This is a genomic window from Ruegeria sp. CDSC054, from assembly GCF_059610645.1.
This window is the reverse complement of record NZ_JBXWOA010000001.1, coordinates 245,277-262,072: the sequence shown is the minus strand read 5'-3', so window position 1 is coordinate 262,072 and position 16,796 is coordinate 245,277. Positions and strand designations below refer to the sequence as shown.

19 protein-coding genes, 1 tRNA gene and 1 pseudogene are annotated in these 16,796 nt (G+C 55.8%); 7 read left to right on the top strand and 14 right to left on the bottom strand.

Annotation, left to right across the window (positions count from 1 at the left end; translation table 11 throughout):
• Nucleotide 1 precedes the first annotated feature (1 nt).
• Genes AC2FGC_RS01270 through AC2FGC_RS01260 form a run of 3 tightly spaced genes read right to left on the bottom strand, consistent with a single transcriptional unit; the run spans nucleotide 2 to nucleotide 3,024 of the window.
• A complete protein-coding gene (locus AC2FGC_RS01270; protein WP_496738574.1) occupies nucleotides 2-259 on the bottom strand; it encodes an acyl carrier protein in 258 nt (85 codons plus the stop codon).
• Nucleotides 260-291: 32 nt separating this feature from the next.
• Entirely contained in the window at nucleotides 292-1,383 is a 1,092-nt protein-coding gene (lpxD, locus tag AC2FGC_RS01265) for a UDP-3-O-(3-hydroxymyristoyl)glucosamine N-acyltransferase (protein ID WP_496781313.1), read from the bottom strand.
• A gap of 36 nt (nucleotides 1,384-1,419) precedes the next feature.
• Nucleotides 1,420-3,024, bottom strand: a complete 1,605-nt coding sequence (locus tag AC2FGC_RS01260; RefSeq protein WP_496781312.1) for a L,D-transpeptidase family protein — start codon at nucleotides 3,022-3,024, stop codon at nucleotides 1,420-1,422.
• A gap of 354 nt (nucleotides 3,025-3,378) precedes the next feature.
• Here AC2FGC_RS01260 and mepK point away from each other — a divergent pair, with 354 nt between their 5' ends.
• A complete protein-coding gene (mepK, locus tag AC2FGC_RS01255; protein ID WP_058271601.1) occupies nucleotides 3,379-3,948 on the top strand; it encodes a peptidoglycan L,D-endopeptidase MepK in 570 nt (189 codons plus the stop codon).
• A 285-nt stretch (nucleotides 3,949-4,233) separates the two neighbouring features.
• Complete coding sequence (locus AC2FGC_RS01250) at nucleotides 4,234-4,410, top strand: hypothetical protein (protein ID WP_186437361.1); 177 nt, start codon at nucleotides 4,234-4,236, stop codon at nucleotides 4,408-4,410.
• A gap of 159 nt (nucleotides 4,411-4,569) precedes the next feature.
• Here AC2FGC_RS01250 and AC2FGC_RS01245 read toward each other — a convergent pair whose 3' ends face one another.
• Entirely contained in the window at nucleotides 4,570-4,905 is a 336-nt protein-coding gene (locus tag AC2FGC_RS01245; RefSeq protein WP_058271907.1) for a winged helix-turn-helix transcriptional regulator, read from the bottom strand.
• A gap of 71 nt (nucleotides 4,906-4,976) precedes the next feature.
• On the opposite strand from AC2FGC_RS01245, the pseudogene AC2FGC_RS01240 reads away from it, so the two are divergent.
• Nucleotides 4,977-6,074, top strand: a pseudogene (locus AC2FGC_RS01240) (NAD(P)/FAD-dependent oxidoreductase); the annotation flags it as partial.
• 111 nt (nucleotides 6,075-6,185) lie between these two features.
• Here AC2FGC_RS01240 and AC2FGC_RS01235 read toward each other — a convergent pair.
• The 9 genes from AC2FGC_RS01235 to iscR all read right to left on the bottom strand — a co-directional run bounded on the left by AC2FGC_RS01235 (nucleotide 6,186) and on the right by iscR (nucleotide 13,817).
• Nucleotides 6,186-6,262 (bottom strand) — tRNA-Arg (locus tag AC2FGC_RS01235).
• A 66-nt stretch (nucleotides 6,263-6,328) separates the two neighbouring features.
• On the bottom strand, nucleotides 6,329-7,549 hold the full coding sequence (locus tag AC2FGC_RS01230) for a cysteine desulfurase (RefSeq protein ID WP_496722933.1): 1,221 nt from the start codon (nucleotides 7,547-7,549) through the stop codon (nucleotides 6,329-6,331).
• 13 nt (nucleotides 7,550-7,562) lie between these two features.
• Nucleotides 7,563-8,129 (bottom strand): Yip1 family protein, encoded by a 567-nt coding sequence (locus AC2FGC_RS01225; protein WP_496722935.1) that lies wholly within the window; start codon nucleotides 8,127-8,129, stop codon nucleotides 7,563-7,565.
• Nucleotides 8,126-8,611, bottom strand: a complete 486-nt coding sequence (locus tag AC2FGC_RS01220) for a YIP1 family protein (protein WP_058277968.1) — start codon at nucleotides 8,609-8,611, stop codon at nucleotides 8,126-8,128. Before AC2FGC_RS01220 ends, AC2FGC_RS01225 begins: the two co-directional genes overlap by 4 nt.
• Nucleotides 8,611-9,891, bottom strand: a complete 1,281-nt coding sequence (locus AC2FGC_RS01215) for a SufB/SufD family protein (protein WP_496781311.1) — start codon at nucleotides 9,889-9,891, stop codon at nucleotides 8,611-8,613. The genes AC2FGC_RS01220 and AC2FGC_RS01215 overlap by 1 nt, the downstream gene beginning before the upstream one ends.
• The gene (gene sufC, locus AC2FGC_RS01210; protein WP_496722939.1) at nucleotides 9,891-10,646 is read right to left on the bottom strand and encodes a Fe-S cluster assembly ATPase SufC; all 756 of its coding nucleotides are present in this window, start codon (nucleotides 10,644-10,646) and stop codon (nucleotides 9,891-9,893) included. The genes AC2FGC_RS01215 and sufC overlap by 1 nt, the downstream gene beginning before the upstream one ends.
• Nucleotides 10,647-10,716: 70 nt before the next feature.
• Nucleotides 10,717-12,237 (bottom strand): Fe-S cluster assembly protein SufB, encoded by a 1,521-nt coding sequence (gene sufB / locus AC2FGC_RS01205; protein WP_496781310.1) that lies wholly within the window; start codon nucleotides 12,235-12,237, stop codon nucleotides 10,717-10,719.
• A gap of 17 nt (nucleotides 12,238-12,254) precedes the next feature.
• The gene (locus AC2FGC_RS01200) at nucleotides 12,255-13,298 is read right to left on the bottom strand and encodes a cysteine desulfurase family protein (RefSeq protein WP_496781309.1); all 1,044 of its coding nucleotides are present in this window, start codon (nucleotides 13,296-13,298) and stop codon (nucleotides 12,255-12,257) included.
• Nucleotides 13,299-13,358: 60 nt separating this feature from the next.
• Nucleotides 13,359-13,817 (bottom strand): Fe-S cluster assembly transcriptional regulator IscR, encoded by a 459-nt coding sequence (gene iscR / locus AC2FGC_RS01195; protein ID WP_058271678.1) that lies wholly within the window; start codon nucleotides 13,815-13,817, stop codon nucleotides 13,359-13,361.
• A gap of 177 nt (nucleotides 13,818-13,994) precedes the next feature.
• Here iscR and AC2FGC_RS01190 point away from each other — a divergent pair, with 177 nt between their 5' ends.
• Genes AC2FGC_RS01190 through AC2FGC_RS01180 form a run of 3 tightly spaced genes read left to right on the top strand, consistent with a single transcriptional unit; the run spans nucleotide 13,995 to nucleotide 16,047 of the window.
• Nucleotides 13,995-14,648, top strand: a complete 654-nt coding sequence (locus tag AC2FGC_RS01190; RefSeq protein WP_058271679.1) for an alpha/beta hydrolase — start codon at nucleotides 13,995-13,997, stop codon at nucleotides 14,646-14,648.
• Nucleotides 14,648-14,893 (top strand): hypothetical protein, encoded by a 246-nt coding sequence (locus AC2FGC_RS01185; protein WP_058271680.1) that lies wholly within the window; start codon nucleotides 14,648-14,650, stop codon nucleotides 14,891-14,893. The genes AC2FGC_RS01190 and AC2FGC_RS01185 overlap by 1 nt, the downstream gene beginning before the upstream one ends.
• Nucleotides 14,890-16,047, top strand: a complete 1,158-nt coding sequence (locus tag AC2FGC_RS01180; RefSeq protein WP_496722942.1) for an HD domain-containing protein — start codon at nucleotides 14,890-14,892, stop codon at nucleotides 16,045-16,047. Before AC2FGC_RS01185 ends, AC2FGC_RS01180 begins: the two co-directional genes overlap by 4 nt.
• Before the next feature lie 53 nt (nucleotides 16,048-16,100).
• On the opposite strand, the gene AC2FGC_RS01175 is transcribed toward AC2FGC_RS01180, so the two are convergent.
• Nucleotides 16,101-16,232 (bottom strand): hypothetical protein, encoded by a 132-nt coding sequence (locus AC2FGC_RS01175; protein WP_472723796.1) that lies wholly within the window; start codon nucleotides 16,230-16,232, stop codon nucleotides 16,101-16,103.
• Between the two features lie 205 nt (nucleotides 16,233-16,437).
• Between AC2FGC_RS01175 and AC2FGC_RS01170 the strand changes: the two genes are divergently transcribed.
• Nucleotides 16,438-16,773 (top strand): DMT family transporter, encoded by a 336-nt coding sequence (locus AC2FGC_RS01170; RefSeq protein WP_282151243.1) that lies wholly within the window; start codon nucleotides 16,438-16,440, stop codon nucleotides 16,771-16,773.
• Nucleotides 16,774-16,796: the final 23 nt, after the last annotated feature.

Sequence of the window (16,796 nt, the reverse complement as noted above, 5' to 3'; positions counted from 1 at the left end):
GTCAGACCTTTTCCGACACCAGCTTTTCGATACCGGTGATGATGGCCGCGACATTCGAGATGTCAAAATCGCTGGCGCTCGGCTCGTTGGCGTTGAACGGAATCGAGATATCGAACTCTTCCTCGATGGCGAAAATGCTTTCGACCAGACCAAGGCTATCGATGCCAAGATCTTCGAGCGTGCTTTCGGGTGTCACATCCGACGGCTCCAGCACGGCCTGCTCTGCAATGATTGCGATGACGCGGTCGCTGATGCTCATGTCGATCCTCTAATTATTATGTTGTGGTTGATTTAATCGCTCGGAGGCTGTTTGGAAACAGCCTTTTTCAGCGCCTCAACGTCACGCGCCAATCGCGGCAGCCGGCGCTGTGCTTTGTAAATGTCTGTATGCGTTTCCATTTTGATGGCCGGATAACCCATAACCACACGCCCTTTGGGAACGTTGGACAGGATTTTTGTGCCCCCGCCCGCAATCACACCATCGCCGATAAAGATATTGTCCGACACGCCGGTCTGCCCGCCCAAAACAACGTTGTTTCCAATGTCGACTGACCCGGAAACACCGGATTGCCCGCATAGCAAGCAATCCTGCCCAACACGCGTGTTGTGCCCAATATGAACCTGGTTATCGAGCTTTGAACCATCGCCGATGCGTGTGTTCCTGATGGTCCCATTGTCCACGGTGCAATTCGCACCAACTTCGACATCATCGCCAATCTCGACGGCACCCAAAGAATGAATGCGGAGCCAGCTTTGCGCCCGGGCTTCACCCTGATCGCCCATGGATTTGCGGGCGTTTTCCACGCCTGATACCTCGGGCGTCACAAAGCTGAAACCGTCGCTGCCGATCCGCGCACCGGGTTGGGCAATGAAACGGTCACCGATCTGAGCACGTGCTCCGATACTCACCATCTCGCGCAGAAACGCGTCGTCACCCAGAACGGCTTCCAGACCGATCACGCAATGTGGGCCGATAACCGCATTTTTGCCGATACGCGCACCGGCACCAACAACTACCAATGGACCGATCGAGGCGCCGTCGCCGATCTCCGCTGTCGGGTCGACTACGGCCGAAGGGTGAATGCCCGGCTCAACCCCCTGCCCGCGATCGAGCATCGACGTGATACCTGCCATGGCCATGCGTGGACGTGGCACAAAAATAGCGGCCTCCAGCCCTAGAGCCTGCCAATCCGCGCCCTCCCACAAGACGGCGGCACGGGCGGCACCCGTGCTAAGCGCGTCAGCATATTTCGGCGACATCGCCATTGCCAGATCAGACGACCCGGCATCGGCCGGTTCTGCGGCGCGCTTTATGACAAGGCCAAGATCACCCTGACAGTCCGCGCCCAAGGCTTCGGCGATTTGCTGAATAGTGTACTGCATGACGGGCTTCCCGAATTAAGGACCTGCCCCCGGTGATTACCCCTGAACGTCCGGCAGGGCTACCCCTGCTTTTTGCAGAGCGTCCCAGATTTTCCGGTCCCGGTCATAGACATCACGGCGGTACTGAACCTCACCTTTCGGACCAATATAAGCGGTGCGATAGATCAGATGAACCGGAACATGCTGTTCCAGCGGGACAGTCGTTTCCTTGCCGGACGCCAGTATCCGGTGGAAAAACGCCTTTGGGTCCTTTTCCTGCTTGGCCAAAAGCGCATAGGCAAACTCAAAAGGTTGCGCCAAACGGATACACCCGTGCGAGAACGCCCGCGTCTCACGTGCAAACAAAGATTTCTGAGGTGTATCATGCAGATAGATGTTGTACTTATTGGGGAACATGAACTTCACCAACCCCAGCGCGTTGCTTTTGCTCGGGGGTTGACGCATAGCAAACGGGAAGTTTCTGGTGTTGAACTGGGTGAAATCAACCGCGCCCCGATTAACCAGACGACCGCTGCGATCTGTGATCTGGATGTGACCTACGGCGTTTGGATTTGACTGCAGTTTTGGCAGATATTCCTTGGTGATGATCGAGCGCGGTACATACCAACTGGGGTTGATGACCATATGCTCCATCTCGTCCGAAAACTCCGGGCTACGACGGTCATGCACGTTCTTGCCGATCACGGCGCGGGTTTCAAAGGTAACCCGGCCATCGTCCACGATCTTGGCCGAAAAGTCGGCTTGGTTGACCAGAATGTGCCGCTCACCCCGTTCCCGCGGCAACCAGCGTTCGCGTTCCAGTGCAACATACACGGCCTTCAAACGCTCGGACGCCGTGCGGTTAAGTTCGGTGATCGTGCCCTCTCCGGCGACACCATCTGTGGCCAGACCATGCGCTTGCTGGAAGTCTTTGATAGCAACAAGCATTGCCTCATCAAACTCGGGGCTTGCGGTCGGGCTTAGATACCCCATTGTGATCAGACGGTTACGCAGCTTAACTACATTAGGTCCGGTATCGCCATACTCCAACTTACCCACGGGCACACCGGCACCCCAACCGCCTTGGTTGACCAAAGCTTCCAGCGCGATTTTCTGTTTCATCAATGCTCGGTACTGGGTGGACTGCGGCGCGAGTTGATCGAAATACCCGTCACCCTCCGCAGTAAGCAGGCCCTGCAAATGGTCATTGACTGACCGACGCGACACCTTCCGGACCAGCCCATCGTCGATCTGCGCAGGACGCAATGCGCCCGAAAACAAATTACTTGCGTAGCTGACAAACGCCTTGCTCAGTTCGATTTCAACCGCACCCAAGTCCCGCAGCGATCTGGCGTCCTGCATCTTTGAAACAATCGACTGAACGTCATAAGCCCCTTCTGGCAAACCATGCAGGTTCGTAGTCGACAAAGCCTTGATCAACCGCGCCCTACGCGCCTCGTGTTCTGGCGTGTCTCCGACCCAGATTGGCGCAAACGCGTTGGTACGATAGAACTCTGCCAGGCCCGAACCTGCAGGCGCAAACTCGGCAACAGCCATTTGAAATGCCGTTCCGGGTGCCGACTGGGCACTTGCCACAGAGGCTGACGCCGTAATGCAAGCGGCGAAGATAAGACTTTTAGGCAACTGATAAAGTGCTCGCATGGGATGACCTTGATTATTCAATACTTTGCGCGTTCTGAGGCGCGTTCCGAACGAATATGGTTTTCAGCTGGACGTTTTGTCCATTCACAAATACATCAATCCAAAGCATCCATCCGAGCCTGATGCGCGTTTGCATCGGCCATGTTGCGCGAACGCCTAATTGCCTCAATAGTATACCGATTTGCATCACCTGCGCAAAAATTCGCCGAAAATTCCCCCTTGAAAAGATGAATGTGAAAGATTTCTTGGCTGGCTTTTCGGACTGTGTCATAAATCCCGCATCTGGGATGGGAAAAAATTAAGATCGCGCGCGTAACATCGTGTGCAGGCAGGAACAGTACGGGACGAAACGAAATGACCACGAGCAGTACATCGGGCTTGACCCGGCGTGCCCTATTGGGCGCATTCGCTGCAACAGCAGTTGTAGCAGCACCGACTTATTCCAATGCAGCAGGTTTTTTGCGCGGTGGCGGCGATATCCGTCGTATCCGAATGTATTCGGGCCGCACGGGCGAACGGATCGATATGATCTATTGGGTCGACGGCAAATACATCAAGGACGCCGTCAAAGAAGTGAACCACTTCATGCGCGACTGGCGCACTGACCAGGCCAAGTCTATGGATCTGCGCACCATCGATATCATGGCAGCCTCTCACAATCTTCTGGACGTGAATGAGCCCTACACTCTTTTGTCCGGCTACCGCTCCCCCCAAACCAATGCAATGCTGCGGTCTCGTTCGCGCCGTGTGGCCAAGAACTCGCTGCACATGAAAGGTCAGGCTGCTGACTTGCGCCTTTCGTCTCGTTCTGTGTCCCAGATGGCCAAAGCAGCCATGTCTTGCCGCGCTGGTGGTGTTGGCAAGTACCACCGCTCGAACTTCGTCCATATGGATTGCGGCGAGGTTCGCAGCTGGGGCGGCTAAAAGACACCCAAACTGTTTCTCAACGACGAGCGCCCTTGGGCGCTCTTTGTTTTTTGGACGACCTGCGCACATGTTTTGCCCGGATACGGGATTGCCAATTGCCGCGCTTACAAGTCCGGAATTGGCGGCCAAAAAAGTATTTTCACGAACTTGGAAACATCATTCTTTGGTGAGCCACCATTCGTATCTCACCGACAAGTTCATAACATGATGAAAAATATCGCGACTTTATGAAGAGATTTTTTACGAGAAAGGAGTCATATTGCGGCGTTAGAGGAAAGATTAATGATTTCGATTGTCACCAAAGTCATAGCTTTGTTCCTGCTGGTTGCCGCGCTTTATCTGGCGTACTACGCTGGTTCGTTTCAGCAAGAACTCAAGGATACTGATAAACCGCCACCCGTGGTTTTGTTTTCCATTGTAGTGGCCCTTGCCGCCTATCTGCTTTTGGTTCTGGTATAACCGCCCCGTCTGGTATTGGGGTGCACGCGCCGCTTCATTCCGCGCAAGGGCGCCAGCGCTTGTGGGTTTCCGGGCGCCGCTGCCTCAGCGCACTTTCTCGACCTATTTGTGACGAATGGCAGTACGCCCGCTATTGCGGCTCAGCTTACTACAGTGCCATCATTTCGGATCGCGCAGCAGATCCGCGTTGCTCGCCGCCCAGTCATGCATCGCCTGCAGCAGCGGTATCAAACTTTGCCCTAAAGGTGTCAGGCTGTATTCCACATGGGGCGGGATGGTTTTGAAGTCTTTGCGTGACACAAAGCCCGCTTCTTGCAACTCACTTAGCTGGCGGGTCAGTGTCCGGTGCGTTATGCTGCCAAGGTTTCGCTGAAGCTGATTAAACCGCGAGGTTTCCTGCGCCAGCCAATAGACAATCAAAAGTTTCCACTTACCAGAAATCGCTTCGATCAACGGCTCGATGAGGCAATTCTCTTTCGATTCGAGAGTTGTCATGACAGTATCCTAAATGACCGTACTTGTCGTTTTGATCATGTAATTCTAACTACTGTCCGGAACACGCAAACGCAATGAGGATCGGGATGCCCAAGAAGAAAGTAGTGATTGTTGGTGGCGGATATGTCGGCTTTGAAGTTGCTAAAGAATTGGATGCACATGCCGATGTCACACTGATCGAACAACGCGAAGCTTTTATGCAGCCGCCAGCGACAATCCGGGCGCTCCTGGACCCTGCTTTGCTGGATCAGATCGTTCTGCCGTATGATCGCCTGCTAAAGACCGGGCGGGTCGTGCGTGGCCGCGCTGTATCGGTGTCTCAAACCGAAGTGACCCTGGAAGATGGCAATGTCCATCCCGCTGATTTCATCGTCGTGGCCACAGGTTCGTCCTATGCGGCACCGTTCAAACCATCGGGCGACAGCATCGATGATTTTCGTCGGGCCAGCGCGGATGTCAGCGCGCAATTGGCAGCCGCGAAATCGGTGGCAATCGTCGGGGCTGGTGCTGTTGGCACAGAACTGGCGGGGGAAATTGCTGCGGCACGACCGGACAAGGACATCACTTTGATTTCGTCGGACGACACCCTTTTCCCGATGTATCCCGCTAAGTTTGGCAACCAGATCAAACGCAAACTTGAACGCGCCGGTGTATCTGTCGTGCTTGGTCAAAGGGCCGAGGATCTACAGCGTATGGATATGCCTTACGCGGGATCAGTGAAACTGACCGATGGCCGGGTTGTCTCGGCTCATCTGGTGTTTCCGGTCGTCGGATCAAAACCAAATTCGACCTTGATTCAGACTTTACCTGGCGTGAATGCTCTACCATCCGGTCGGGTCAAGACCGACAAATGGATGCGCCCGTCGGGTTTTCCGAATGTCTTCATCGCGGGCGACATCGCCGACATTGGTGACGGTATGACGATTGTCGCGATCACCAGACAAAACCCATGGTTGATCAAGACATTGAAACAGGTGTTGAAGGGACAGGCGGTCGAAGATCAAAAGCCCTATGCGCCTTGGAAGAAGGCACCAATCCTCGTTCCGCTGGGACCTCATGTCGGCAATAGTTGGCTCTTTGCGACGGTTGGCGATTGGATCACCCGCAAGATGAAGGGAAAAGAGCTTTTTATCCCAAAGTATCGCAAGGCATTCGGTCTTTCACGATAGCGGCAGTTCTGAGCTGGTGCATTTCACGGCCCGATCAATTGAATGCCGAAGCGAAAGCGGGCTTAAGAGGGCAAAATCATCACCCAGCTAGCCGTAAGCCATTAATAGTAATGGCGCACCTGAGAGGATTCGAACCTCTGGCCTCTGCCTTCGGAGGGCAGCGCTCTATCCAGCTGAGCTACAGGTGCCTTGGCCGTTAGCTAACCTTGTTCCGATCCGGGTGCAACTGCAAATCTTTCCGGATCGGCCAGGTTTCACGCAAACAAATCATGTGCCAATTCCAGCGCGTCGATCAGTATGTCGACCTCGTCCGTGGTGTTGTACAGACCAAAGCTTGCGCGGCAAGTCGCCGTGACACCGTAGAAATCCATAAGAGGACCAGCGCAATGGTGCCCGGCACGAACAGCCACGCCTTTCTTGTCCAGAATGGTCGAGACATCATGTGCGTGCCCGGCCCCGTCCATCGTAAAGCTGAAGATCGCGGCCTTGTCCGGGCGTGTGCCCTGAACCTGCAACCAATTCAGACCGGTCAGTTTCTGCATGGCATAGTCGCGCAACCCGGCCTCATGAGCGGCGATATTTTCCATCCCCAGATCCATCATGTAATCCAGCGCAACACCCAGACCGATGGTTTGGACAATACCGGGCGTTCCGGCCTCGAACTTCATTGGCGGGTCGTTGTAGATCACCTGGTCCTTGCTGACCTCTTTGATCATATCGCCGCCACCGATAAAGGGGCGCATCTCGGCCATGCGTTCGGATTTGATGTAAATCGCACCCGACCCCGAAGGGCCGTAAAGCTTGTGACCGGTGATTGCATAGAAATCGCATCCGATGTCGGCGACGTTGACAGGCATGTGCACGGCGCCCTGACTGCCATCGACCAACACCGGTACGCCTTTCGCGTGCGCGCCTTCCGTGATCGCTTTGACGTCGACCACCGTGCCCAACACGTTCGAACACTGCGTCACTGCAACCAGCTTGGTCTTGGGACCGATCGCGTCGATCACGGCCTGCGGGTCAAGCCCTCCGTCCGCGTTCACGTCGACCCATTTCAGGACGACGCCCTGACGTTCACGCAGGAAATGCCAGGGAACGATATTGGCGTGGTGTTCCATCACGCTCAGCACGATCTCATCTCCGGCCTCCATGCGCGGCATGGCCCAGCCATAGGCGACCAGGTTGATCCCCTCGGTCGTGCCCGAGTTCAAGACAATCTCATCCTCGTCCGCCGCGCCCAGAAAACGGGCGATGGTTCCGCGAACGGATTCGTATTTCTCGGTTGCAAGATTGGACAGGTAGTGCAGGCCGCGGTGAACATTCGCGTATTCTTCGGAATATGCCCGTGTTACCGCATCAATCACGACCTGCGGTTTTTGCGCCGATGCGCCATTGTCCAGATAGGTCAACGGCTTGCCGTTCACTTCCCGAGACAGGATTGGAAAATCTGAGCGGATTTTCTGCACGTCATACATGGTCTTTTATTCCCTATACGGGGCCGCCGGGCGTTAATGCGAGGACAAAGGGCACTGCAATCAAAGCAGATAACACGATGACCCCGAAGGATTTAGCAAGCGAACCGAACTGATGCGCTTCATTCAGAAAATGGAGCGTGACGTAAAGGCTGATAATCGCCGTGGCCAGCAAAAACATCAGCATCAAAAACGGCAGCACGATGGTGATGACCAGCGTGATAACCATCGCAGCGATCTGAAGGTATTGCAGCCAGATCGTCAGCGTCAGAATGTCATCGAATGTTGCACGGCCACCCAGTAACCGCCCCACGAACAGGAATGCCCCGACGCTGAGCAACATGGCGCCCGCAGATCGGACCAGACCCAGGAACACCGGCGTAGGTGGGGGTACGGATTCACCATTGGGGACCGGAATCAAGTGATCAATACCCAGTTGCACAAGGCCGTTCAGCACCACAGCCAGAAAGAAAGCCAGCCATAGGATTTCACGCCCCGGCCGCATGTCCAAAAGGCGTCGGGCCGCTTGGGCGGGGTGTGTCAGGGTCAAGATCGCAAGATCGACAAAGCCAGTGGGATTCATTCTTGCCGCCTTTGCGCTTGACTGAGACCTGCCAGCCAGAACCACAGGAAAACTGCGAACCAGACGATCCCGACGAGTGTCAGGGCCGGGCCAGATCCTATGAAACCACCGACCAAACCATTCAACAAAACCAGAGGTGTTGAGGACAATAGCGCCCAAAACAACGCCAATCTTGCGCCATAAGACGTTCCCTGGCCGCCGACCAGCCGGGCCGCGCCGTATGAGACAAAGGCCAGCAGGTAGAAAAACAGAGGCAGGATAATGACAGTGCCCATCAAGGCACCGCCCATTAACATATCCAGCTCCAACCCTTCGATATGCGCGCGTCGCGCAAGGCTGGGCAATTGCGCGATGAATGCAACGATGCAAAACGCCATGACAAACATCAGCGCCCTGTCCTCTCGCGGGCCAAGATCAAGAAGCCGTCGCACGACACGACCCGGCCCCCGATAGGTGGCCACGATATCCGAGGTCAAAGGCATCAGATGTGTCGCGACAGCCAGCCTTCAAGGCGGTTCACAATGGCCTCTGACAATACCTCATCCTCGATCTCATCGACGGCTTCGGCCAAAAATGCCAGCGTCAGCATATTGGTGGCGTCCTTCACTGAAACCCCACGCGAACGCAGGTAGAACAGCGCCGTCTCATCAATCGCACCCGAGGTCGAGCCGTGCGAACACGCAACATCGTCGGCATAGATCTCAAGTTCGGGCTTGGCGAGGAACTGGCTGTCATCATCCAGCAGCAAGGACTGGCTGATCTGATACCCGTCAGTCTTCTGTGCGCCTTCCTTGACCAGGATCTTGCCTTGGAACACGCCGGTCGCGCCGTTGCGCAGAACTTTCTTAAAGACCTGACGGCTCTCACAGTTCACCGCGTCATGCGTAACGAAAACCGTGTCGTCATGGTGGAAATCACCATCACCTACGCAGGCGCCTGCCACATGAGCAATAGCGTCATCGCCGGTCAGTTCGATCACCTGTTCGTTGCGTGTCAAAACTCCATTCACTGTCAGCGTGAAGGACTTAAAGACAGATTCCCGTCCCAGCCGCGTGAACATGTGAGTCGCAGCGCAACGTTCGTGGTCCCTGCCCTGCGCGCGTACGTGATGCAACGTACCGCCATCGGCGATGTCGATCTCGATACATTTGTTGAACCGCGACGCTGCCGGGCCGTTTTCCAGTATCGTCACCTCAGCCCCGCTTTCGACACGGATGATGTGATGCAGCATGGCGTCCGAAGTTTCGGATGCATGGCGATAGATCAGGCTGATCGGCTTGGTCGGTTTGCCGGTGACGTGGATCGCAACGCCATCTGCGGCAAAGGCCGTATTCAAAGCAGCCAACGGCCGCTGAACCGGGGATTGCCCGCGCGATTCCAGAACGCCGTACAACTCTTTCGCCCAGTGGATATCCTTGCAGCAGATATCCTCGATCCGGTCGATATTGACACCTTCCAGCTCTAGATCATCCGACTCTTCGGCGCTGAACACACCGTCGATGAAAACGATCTTCAATCGGTTGAGATTGCCAAACAGTAGCGGTTCGTCTGAGCGGAACAAAGCGGCATGCGGCTGTTCGGCCGAGATCAGCGTGTCGGGGCGCGTGTACTTCCAATACTCGTCGCGCCGACCCGGCAGACCCATTTCCAGCACACGCGCCAGCGCGTCTTCGCGCGCGGCACGGGTGCACCCGGCATCGGGCATGGTCAGCGTGGCCAGCCGCGCCTCGGTCGCGGTTTGTTTTACTTCGGGCAAAGCCATCAGTTCACCTCGGCCAGGATGTCGGCATAGCCGTTGTTTTCAACTTCCAACGCCAGTTCGGGACCGCCGGTTTTAACGATGCGACCGTCTGCCATGATGTGCACGACATCGGGTTTTATGTGGTCCAGCAGGCGCTGATAGTGGGTGATGACCAGGAAACCACGACCTTCATCACGCAACGCGTTCACGCCTTCAGCCACCAGTTTCATCGCATCGACGTCCAGACCCGAATCCGTTTCGTCCAGGATGCACATCTTGGGTTCCAGCATCGCCATCTGCAGGATTTCGTTCCGCTTCTTCTCACCGCCTGAGAAGCCAACGTTTACTGGACGCTTGAGCATGTCCGCGTCGATTTTCAGCGATTTTGCCTTGGCCCGCACTTCCTTCAGGAAATCAGCCGCCGACAGTTCATCTTCGCCCCGCGCCTTGCGCTGTGCGTTCACGGCTGTGCGCAGGAAGGTCATGTTACCAACGCCCGGGATTTCCACGGGGTACTGGAACGCCAAAAAGATACCCGCTGCAGCGCGCTCTTCCGGCTCCATCTCCAACAGGTCCGCACCTTCCAGCGTGGCCGAGCCTTCGGTCACTTCGTACCCATCGCGGCCCGACAGCACATAGCTGAGCGTCGACTTGCCCGAGCCGTTCGGCCCCATGATCGCATGCACCTTTCCGGCCTCGACGGTCAGGTCGACACCTTTAAGGATTTGCTTTTCTTCTTCCTCAAGTTTCACGTGCAGGTTTTTGATTTCCAGCATTTTTTGTCCTTTTGCGTACCGCAAGGGGCCATCCGGCCCCGATATGTTCTAAATTCAGAGGAAGGCGGGGTTAACCCACTGATCCTTCAAGGCTGATGGCCACCAACTGCTGCGCTTCCATGGCAAACTCCATCGGCAGCGCCTGCAGGACGTCCTTGCAGAACCCGTTAACGACCAGCGCCACGGCTTCTTCCTCGTCCATGCCGCGCTGACGGCAGTAGAACAGTTGATCGTCATCTACCTTGGATGTCGTCGCCTCATGCTCCACGCGCGATGAATTGTTGCGAACCTCGATATACGGCACCGTATGGGCCCCGCATTTATCACCGATCAGCAAGCTGTCGCACTGGGTGTAGTTGCGGCTGTCCTTCGCCTTGGGGTGCATCGAAACCAGACCACGATAGGTGTTTTGCGCTTTACCCGCGCTGATCCCTTTGGACACGATGCGCGACTTGGTGTTCTTGCCCAAATGCACCATTTTGGTGCCGGTATCGGCTTGCTGCATGTTGTTGGTAATGGCGATCGAGTAGAACTCACCCTGGCTTTCGTCACCGCGCAGGATGCAGGAAGGGTACTTCCAGGTCACGGCAGATCCGGTTTCCACTTGGGTCCACATCACCTTGGACCGATCACCCCGGCAATCGGCGCGCTTGGTCACGAAGTTGTAGATACCGCCCTTGCCGTTTTCATCCCCGGGGAACCAGTTTTGAACGGTCGAGTATTTCACCTCGGCATCTTCTTCGATGATGATTTCAACGACAGCGGCGTGCAGCTGAGCTGTATCGCGCTGCGGCGCGGTGCAGCCTTCCAAATACGAAACGTAAGAACCTTTGTCCGCGATAATCAGTGTGCGTTCGAACTGACCCGTGTTTTCCGCGTTGATGCGGAAGTAGGTGCTCAGTTCCATCGGGCAGCGCACGCCTGGCGGGATGTAGACAAACGAGCCATCCGAGAACACGGCCGAGTTCAGCGTGGCGTAGAAGTTGTCTGAGACGGGGACCACTGTGCCAAGGTACTTCTTGACCAGTTCAGGGTGTTCCCTGATCGCCTCTGAGATCGAACAGAAGATCACGCCGTGTTTGGCCAGTTCGTCCTGAAAGGTCGTGCCAACCGAAACCGAGTCGAACACCGCATCCACGGCCACCTTGCGACCTTCGGCAGGCATATCCTCGGCACCCTCGACACCGGCGAGAATCATCTGTTCTTTCAGCGGGATACCCAGCTTTTCGTAAGTAGCCAGCAGCTTTGGATCGACCTCGTCCAGCGACTTCGGCTTCTCCTCCATCGACTTGGGACGGGCATAGTAATACTGGTCCTGAAAGTCGATCTTGGGGTAGTGGACCATAGCCCAGTTCGGCTCGTCCATCTTGGTCCAGCGTTCGAAGGCCGCCAGACGCCATTCGGTCATCCATTCGGGCTCTTCATTCTTTTCCGAGATCAGCCGGACGATACCCGGGTTCACGCCCTTGGGCGCGTACTCCATCTCGATATCGGTATCCCAACCGTATTTGTAGGTACTGACCTCGCGTACCGCGTCCACGGTTTCTTGATCGACACCCTCTTTTACCTGGGTCTGGTCCAAAGCGGCCATATGACACCTCCGTCAGATCACGCGGCGCGCGCGCGATGCTTCTTTTCTTTTTCAAGCCACGTTTCGGCGAAACGCAGCACATCTTCTTCAGTGGTCAAAGGTCCCAGAGACACGCGGATGGCGCTTGCTGCTGTGACCTCATCAAAACCCATCGCGGTCAGCACCGCGCTTGCCCGGACCTTGCCGCTGGAACAGGCAGAACCTGCACTGATAGCAAAACCTGCCAGATCCATCTGCATGACCTGCGTTTCGCCCTTCCAGCCGGGGATTGCGAAACACGAGGTATTCGGAAGGCGGTCCTGACCTTTCCCGACAAAAATAGTAGATTTAGAACCAGCCTCAAGGGCATTTTCTAGAATATTTCTAAATTCACGAACCTGTTCCCAGATACCATTTGAAAGATCCCGCGCCGCAGCTTCAGCTGCCGCCCCGAACCCCGCGATTCCAATGACATTTTCGGTGCCTGACCGCCGGCCCATCTCTTGCCCACCGCCTTTGATCATTGCAGGCAGTTCAGTGCCACGTTTCATCACCACCGCGCCAATACCTTTCGGGCCGCCCAGCTTATGGGCCGAAATCAACGCCATCTGGACGCCCAGCCAATTAAAAGCCACCGGCAATTTGCCAAAGGCCTGTGTCGCGTCTGTCACCGCCAATCCGTTTGGCAACGATTGGACAATCCCCGTCTCGGAATTCGCCAATTGCAGGGTCGACTGCTGGGGGTTTGACACGTCCACCTGACCGGATTGCGACGTGGTCAAGTCTTCGGTGATCCATGATCTGATCGCGTCATGCTCAATCGCGGACCCGTGCAAATCACGATTGGCCAATGTCAACGCGGCACCTTCGGTCGAACCTGAGGTAAACACAACGTCTGCCCCATCCGCACCAAATGCGGCTGCAACCTGCGCCCTTGCCCGTTCGATCAAAGCCTTGGCCGCGCGGCCTTCGGCGTGAACAGATGAGGGGTTCCCGCACAAATCCATCGCTGCCACCATGGCGTCGCGCGCCTCGGGGCGCAGCGGTGTAGTTGCGTTATGATCCAGATAAACACGATTCATGGATACATCTTTTCTTGGATGCAAAGCAGAAATGAAACCCCAAAGGCAATCGGCATCGGGTCACTCATCAACGATAGAAAACAGACTGGGAACTGCGGGACACGGGGCCAGGTCGTTCTTGATCACGTCGGACAAGCGCGTCTGGTGCAAAAAGACGTAAACATGCGCACTAAGACCTTCCCAAAGACGGTTGGTCAAAGACTGCGCCCGGCTGCCCGAGGATGCCCCGGATGCCCCGGCACCTTTTTGCAGCGCGTCCACGGTTTCATCCACAGCCGCCAGAACTTCAACCACCCGAATCTCAGAAGCGGGCCGCGCCAGACGATACCCACCGCCCGGTCCACGCACGGACGAAACCAGTTCAGCCCGACGCAATTTAACGAAAAGCTGCTCGAGATATGGAAGCGAGACATCCTGACGTTCGGAAATTTCGCTAAGCGTCACCAGGCGATCCGAGGGCTGTAGAGCAATATCAGCCAGTGCAACCATCGCGTAACGACCCTTTGTCGAAAGCTTCATTGTCTTTCCCTCATGGCAGGTTATAAGCGAAAACATTGACGCCGCCGCCGCCAGTGCGTATCTCCGACAGGCAGCGCCTTGCGCAAAGCATCATAATTAGAACCGTTCTAAAGTGCCTTACGATTACCGTCAAGTATATCGTGGCATCAGGAAGAAAAAGACAGGACCAAAGCACACATGCCCGAGGTGATTTTTCCCGGACCCGAAGGCCGCCTGGAAGGCCGCTACCACCCGCAAAAGGAAAAAGACGCACCGATTGCCATCGTGCTGCACCCGCATCCACAATTCGGCGGGACCATGAACAACAAGGTGGTCTATAATCTGCACTATGCGTTTTACAACATGGGCTTTACCGTGTTGCGCTTTAACTTCCGCGGCGTGGGCCGCAGCCAGGGCGAATACGATCAGGGCATCGGTGAGCTGAGCGATGCAGCGTCAGCGCTGGATTATCTGCAGTCGATGAACAACAACTCCAAGCACTGCTGGGTTGCCGGCTTCTCGTTCGGTGCCTGGATCGGAATGCAGCTGCTGATGCGCCGCCCAGAAATTACGGGCTTTATCAGCGTGTCGCCACCAGCCAACATGTATGACTTCTCGTTCTTGGCCCCCTGCCCTTCGTCCGGCCTGATCATCAACGGCTCGTCCGACCGTGTGGCCCCGCCCGCCGACACCACGTCGCTGGTCAACAAACTGCACGAACAAAAGGGCATTACCATCACCCATAACGAGGTTGAGGGTGCTGATCACTTCTTCCAGGACCGTCACATGGACACGCTGATCACCGATGTCAGTGACTATGTGAAGCGTCGCCTGACCGAGAACACGCGCTAATGTCGAATACCATCACAACACTTGCGGCCAAACTGGCCGAGGACACAATGAAGGTGATGGACGAAACCGGCAATGATCGTTTCTTTGTCGAGGTGGGAGAGCTTTTGGGCGCCTCCTCCCAGACCTTGGAAGAGGCCTTTTTGACCGAAATGCGTGTACGCATTGCTGAACGCAAGGCGCGCAAGTTTGTCATCGACGCACTGACCAAACATCGATCCCAGGTGAAAGCGATTGAAAAGAAATGACTGAAAGACTGTCCGCGCAACTTGAATTCCTGAAACGCGCGGACAGGCTGAAGTCGGTCGATCGCGCCAATGCGCTCCTGGATCGGTCCCGCCCTGAAAACTCTGCAGAACACAGCTGGCACCTGGCCTTATGGGCATTAACGATGGAGCCGTTGGCGGGTGACGACGTTAACATCAACCGCGTCATACGCATGCTGCTGTTGCACGATCTGGTCGAGATCATCGTCGGCGATCACCCCATTCACCTGGAAACCGATTGGAACGCCGTGGAACGCGCCGAGCGCGCGGCGGCGGACGAGTTGTTTAGTCTCTTGCCGGACGATCAGACGTCTGCGTTTCAAGCCCTGTGGGAAGAGTTCGAGGCCGACGCGACGCCGGACGCGAAATTCGCCAAGTATCTGGACCGATGCCAACCGCTGTTTCAAGTCTTGTGTTCGCCAACCCCCAACCCGGATCATGTTGAAGTAGCGCGGGAAAACCTCTGCAGTGGTCGCGCCGCGTATTTGGCACGGGAATTCCCCCAAGCACACGCTCTGGCCAGCGCCATGCTGCACGCGCAGTCAACGCCCGAAACTGCGTTTTCTGAACGGCTGGCTTTTCTGACTGAGGCAGACCGCCTGAAGTCCGTTTACCGCGCCTCACGCCTGTTGTCTGATGATCGGTTTGAAAACTCGGCCGAACATTCCTGGCACATCATGCTGTTTGCTTGGGTGTTGTCGGAATACGCGCAGCCCGGTGTATCGCTGGACCAAGTCCTGAAAATGCTTCTGCTGCATGACATCGTCGAAATTGATGCCGGAGATCACCCCATCCACGGTCAAGTCGACCACGCCGCACAAGAAGCCGAGGAAAAGGCAGCAGCCGACAGGTTGTTCGGGTTGTTGCCCGAGGCACCGCAGCACGCCTTCCGGACGCTATGGGAGGAGTTCGAAGCCGCCGAGTCGCCAGACGCGCGATTTGCCAAGGCGATCGATCGGTTTCAAACCCCGATCGGGAACCTTGAAACAGGTGGCGGGTCCTGGGTCGATTACAACGTGACGTTTGCCCAGATCGAACGCCGTGTGGGAATCCCGATCAATCGCGGTGCACCAGCGCTGTGGTCATGGTTGCGACCGAAACTGAGCACGTATTTTTCAGAAAACACTGTCGGTTGAGCCAATAGAAAAAGGGGCGCAAAAGCCCCTTTTCCAATCGTTCCGGCAGGCACTTAAACCTGAAAACTTTCAAACCGCTCAACACCACTGGCTGCGTTTATGTCGACGGACCCCCCGCCCGCAAGCCACCCAAGCGCCACTATGAATGCCGAAGCAACGATCACGGATATCGCAAATTTCGTCATTGAAAACTCATAAAAGAAAACTAAAAACCACCCATTTCCTATCAGAATTTTTCTCTTTGAAATAGTATGGTTATCCTGACCTCTTCGGTGGGCAGTCCCGGTTCTTCCGACACAGAACTTTTCCCAATATCCATTCACATTCCCCTTGTCGTGAATTGGGATTTTGTGGTCAACCTCCCCAACTGCAACTGAATCGAGACCTGCCGTGCCCAAAGCCTATCTCATCCTATTGCTGGCGGTTTTCGCCGAAACAATTGGCACAACGGCGCTGCAGGCCAGCCAGCAGTTCAGCCGGTTTTGGCCCTCTGTTTTGGTTGTCGTGGGTTACGGAGTTGCTTTTTACTTACTGGGCCTCACCCTGAAATTTATGCCGGTCGGCATCGTCTATGCCATTTGGTCAGGCTTGGGGATCGTTCTGATCGCCATCATAGGCTTCATTGTTTTTGGTCAGCGCCTGGACTGGCCTGCGGTGCTCGGTTTGGCGATGATATTGGCCGGAATCCTGATCATTCACCTGTTTTCCAGCACAGCGGGCCACTGACGACCGGTTAGGGCTGGCCTATT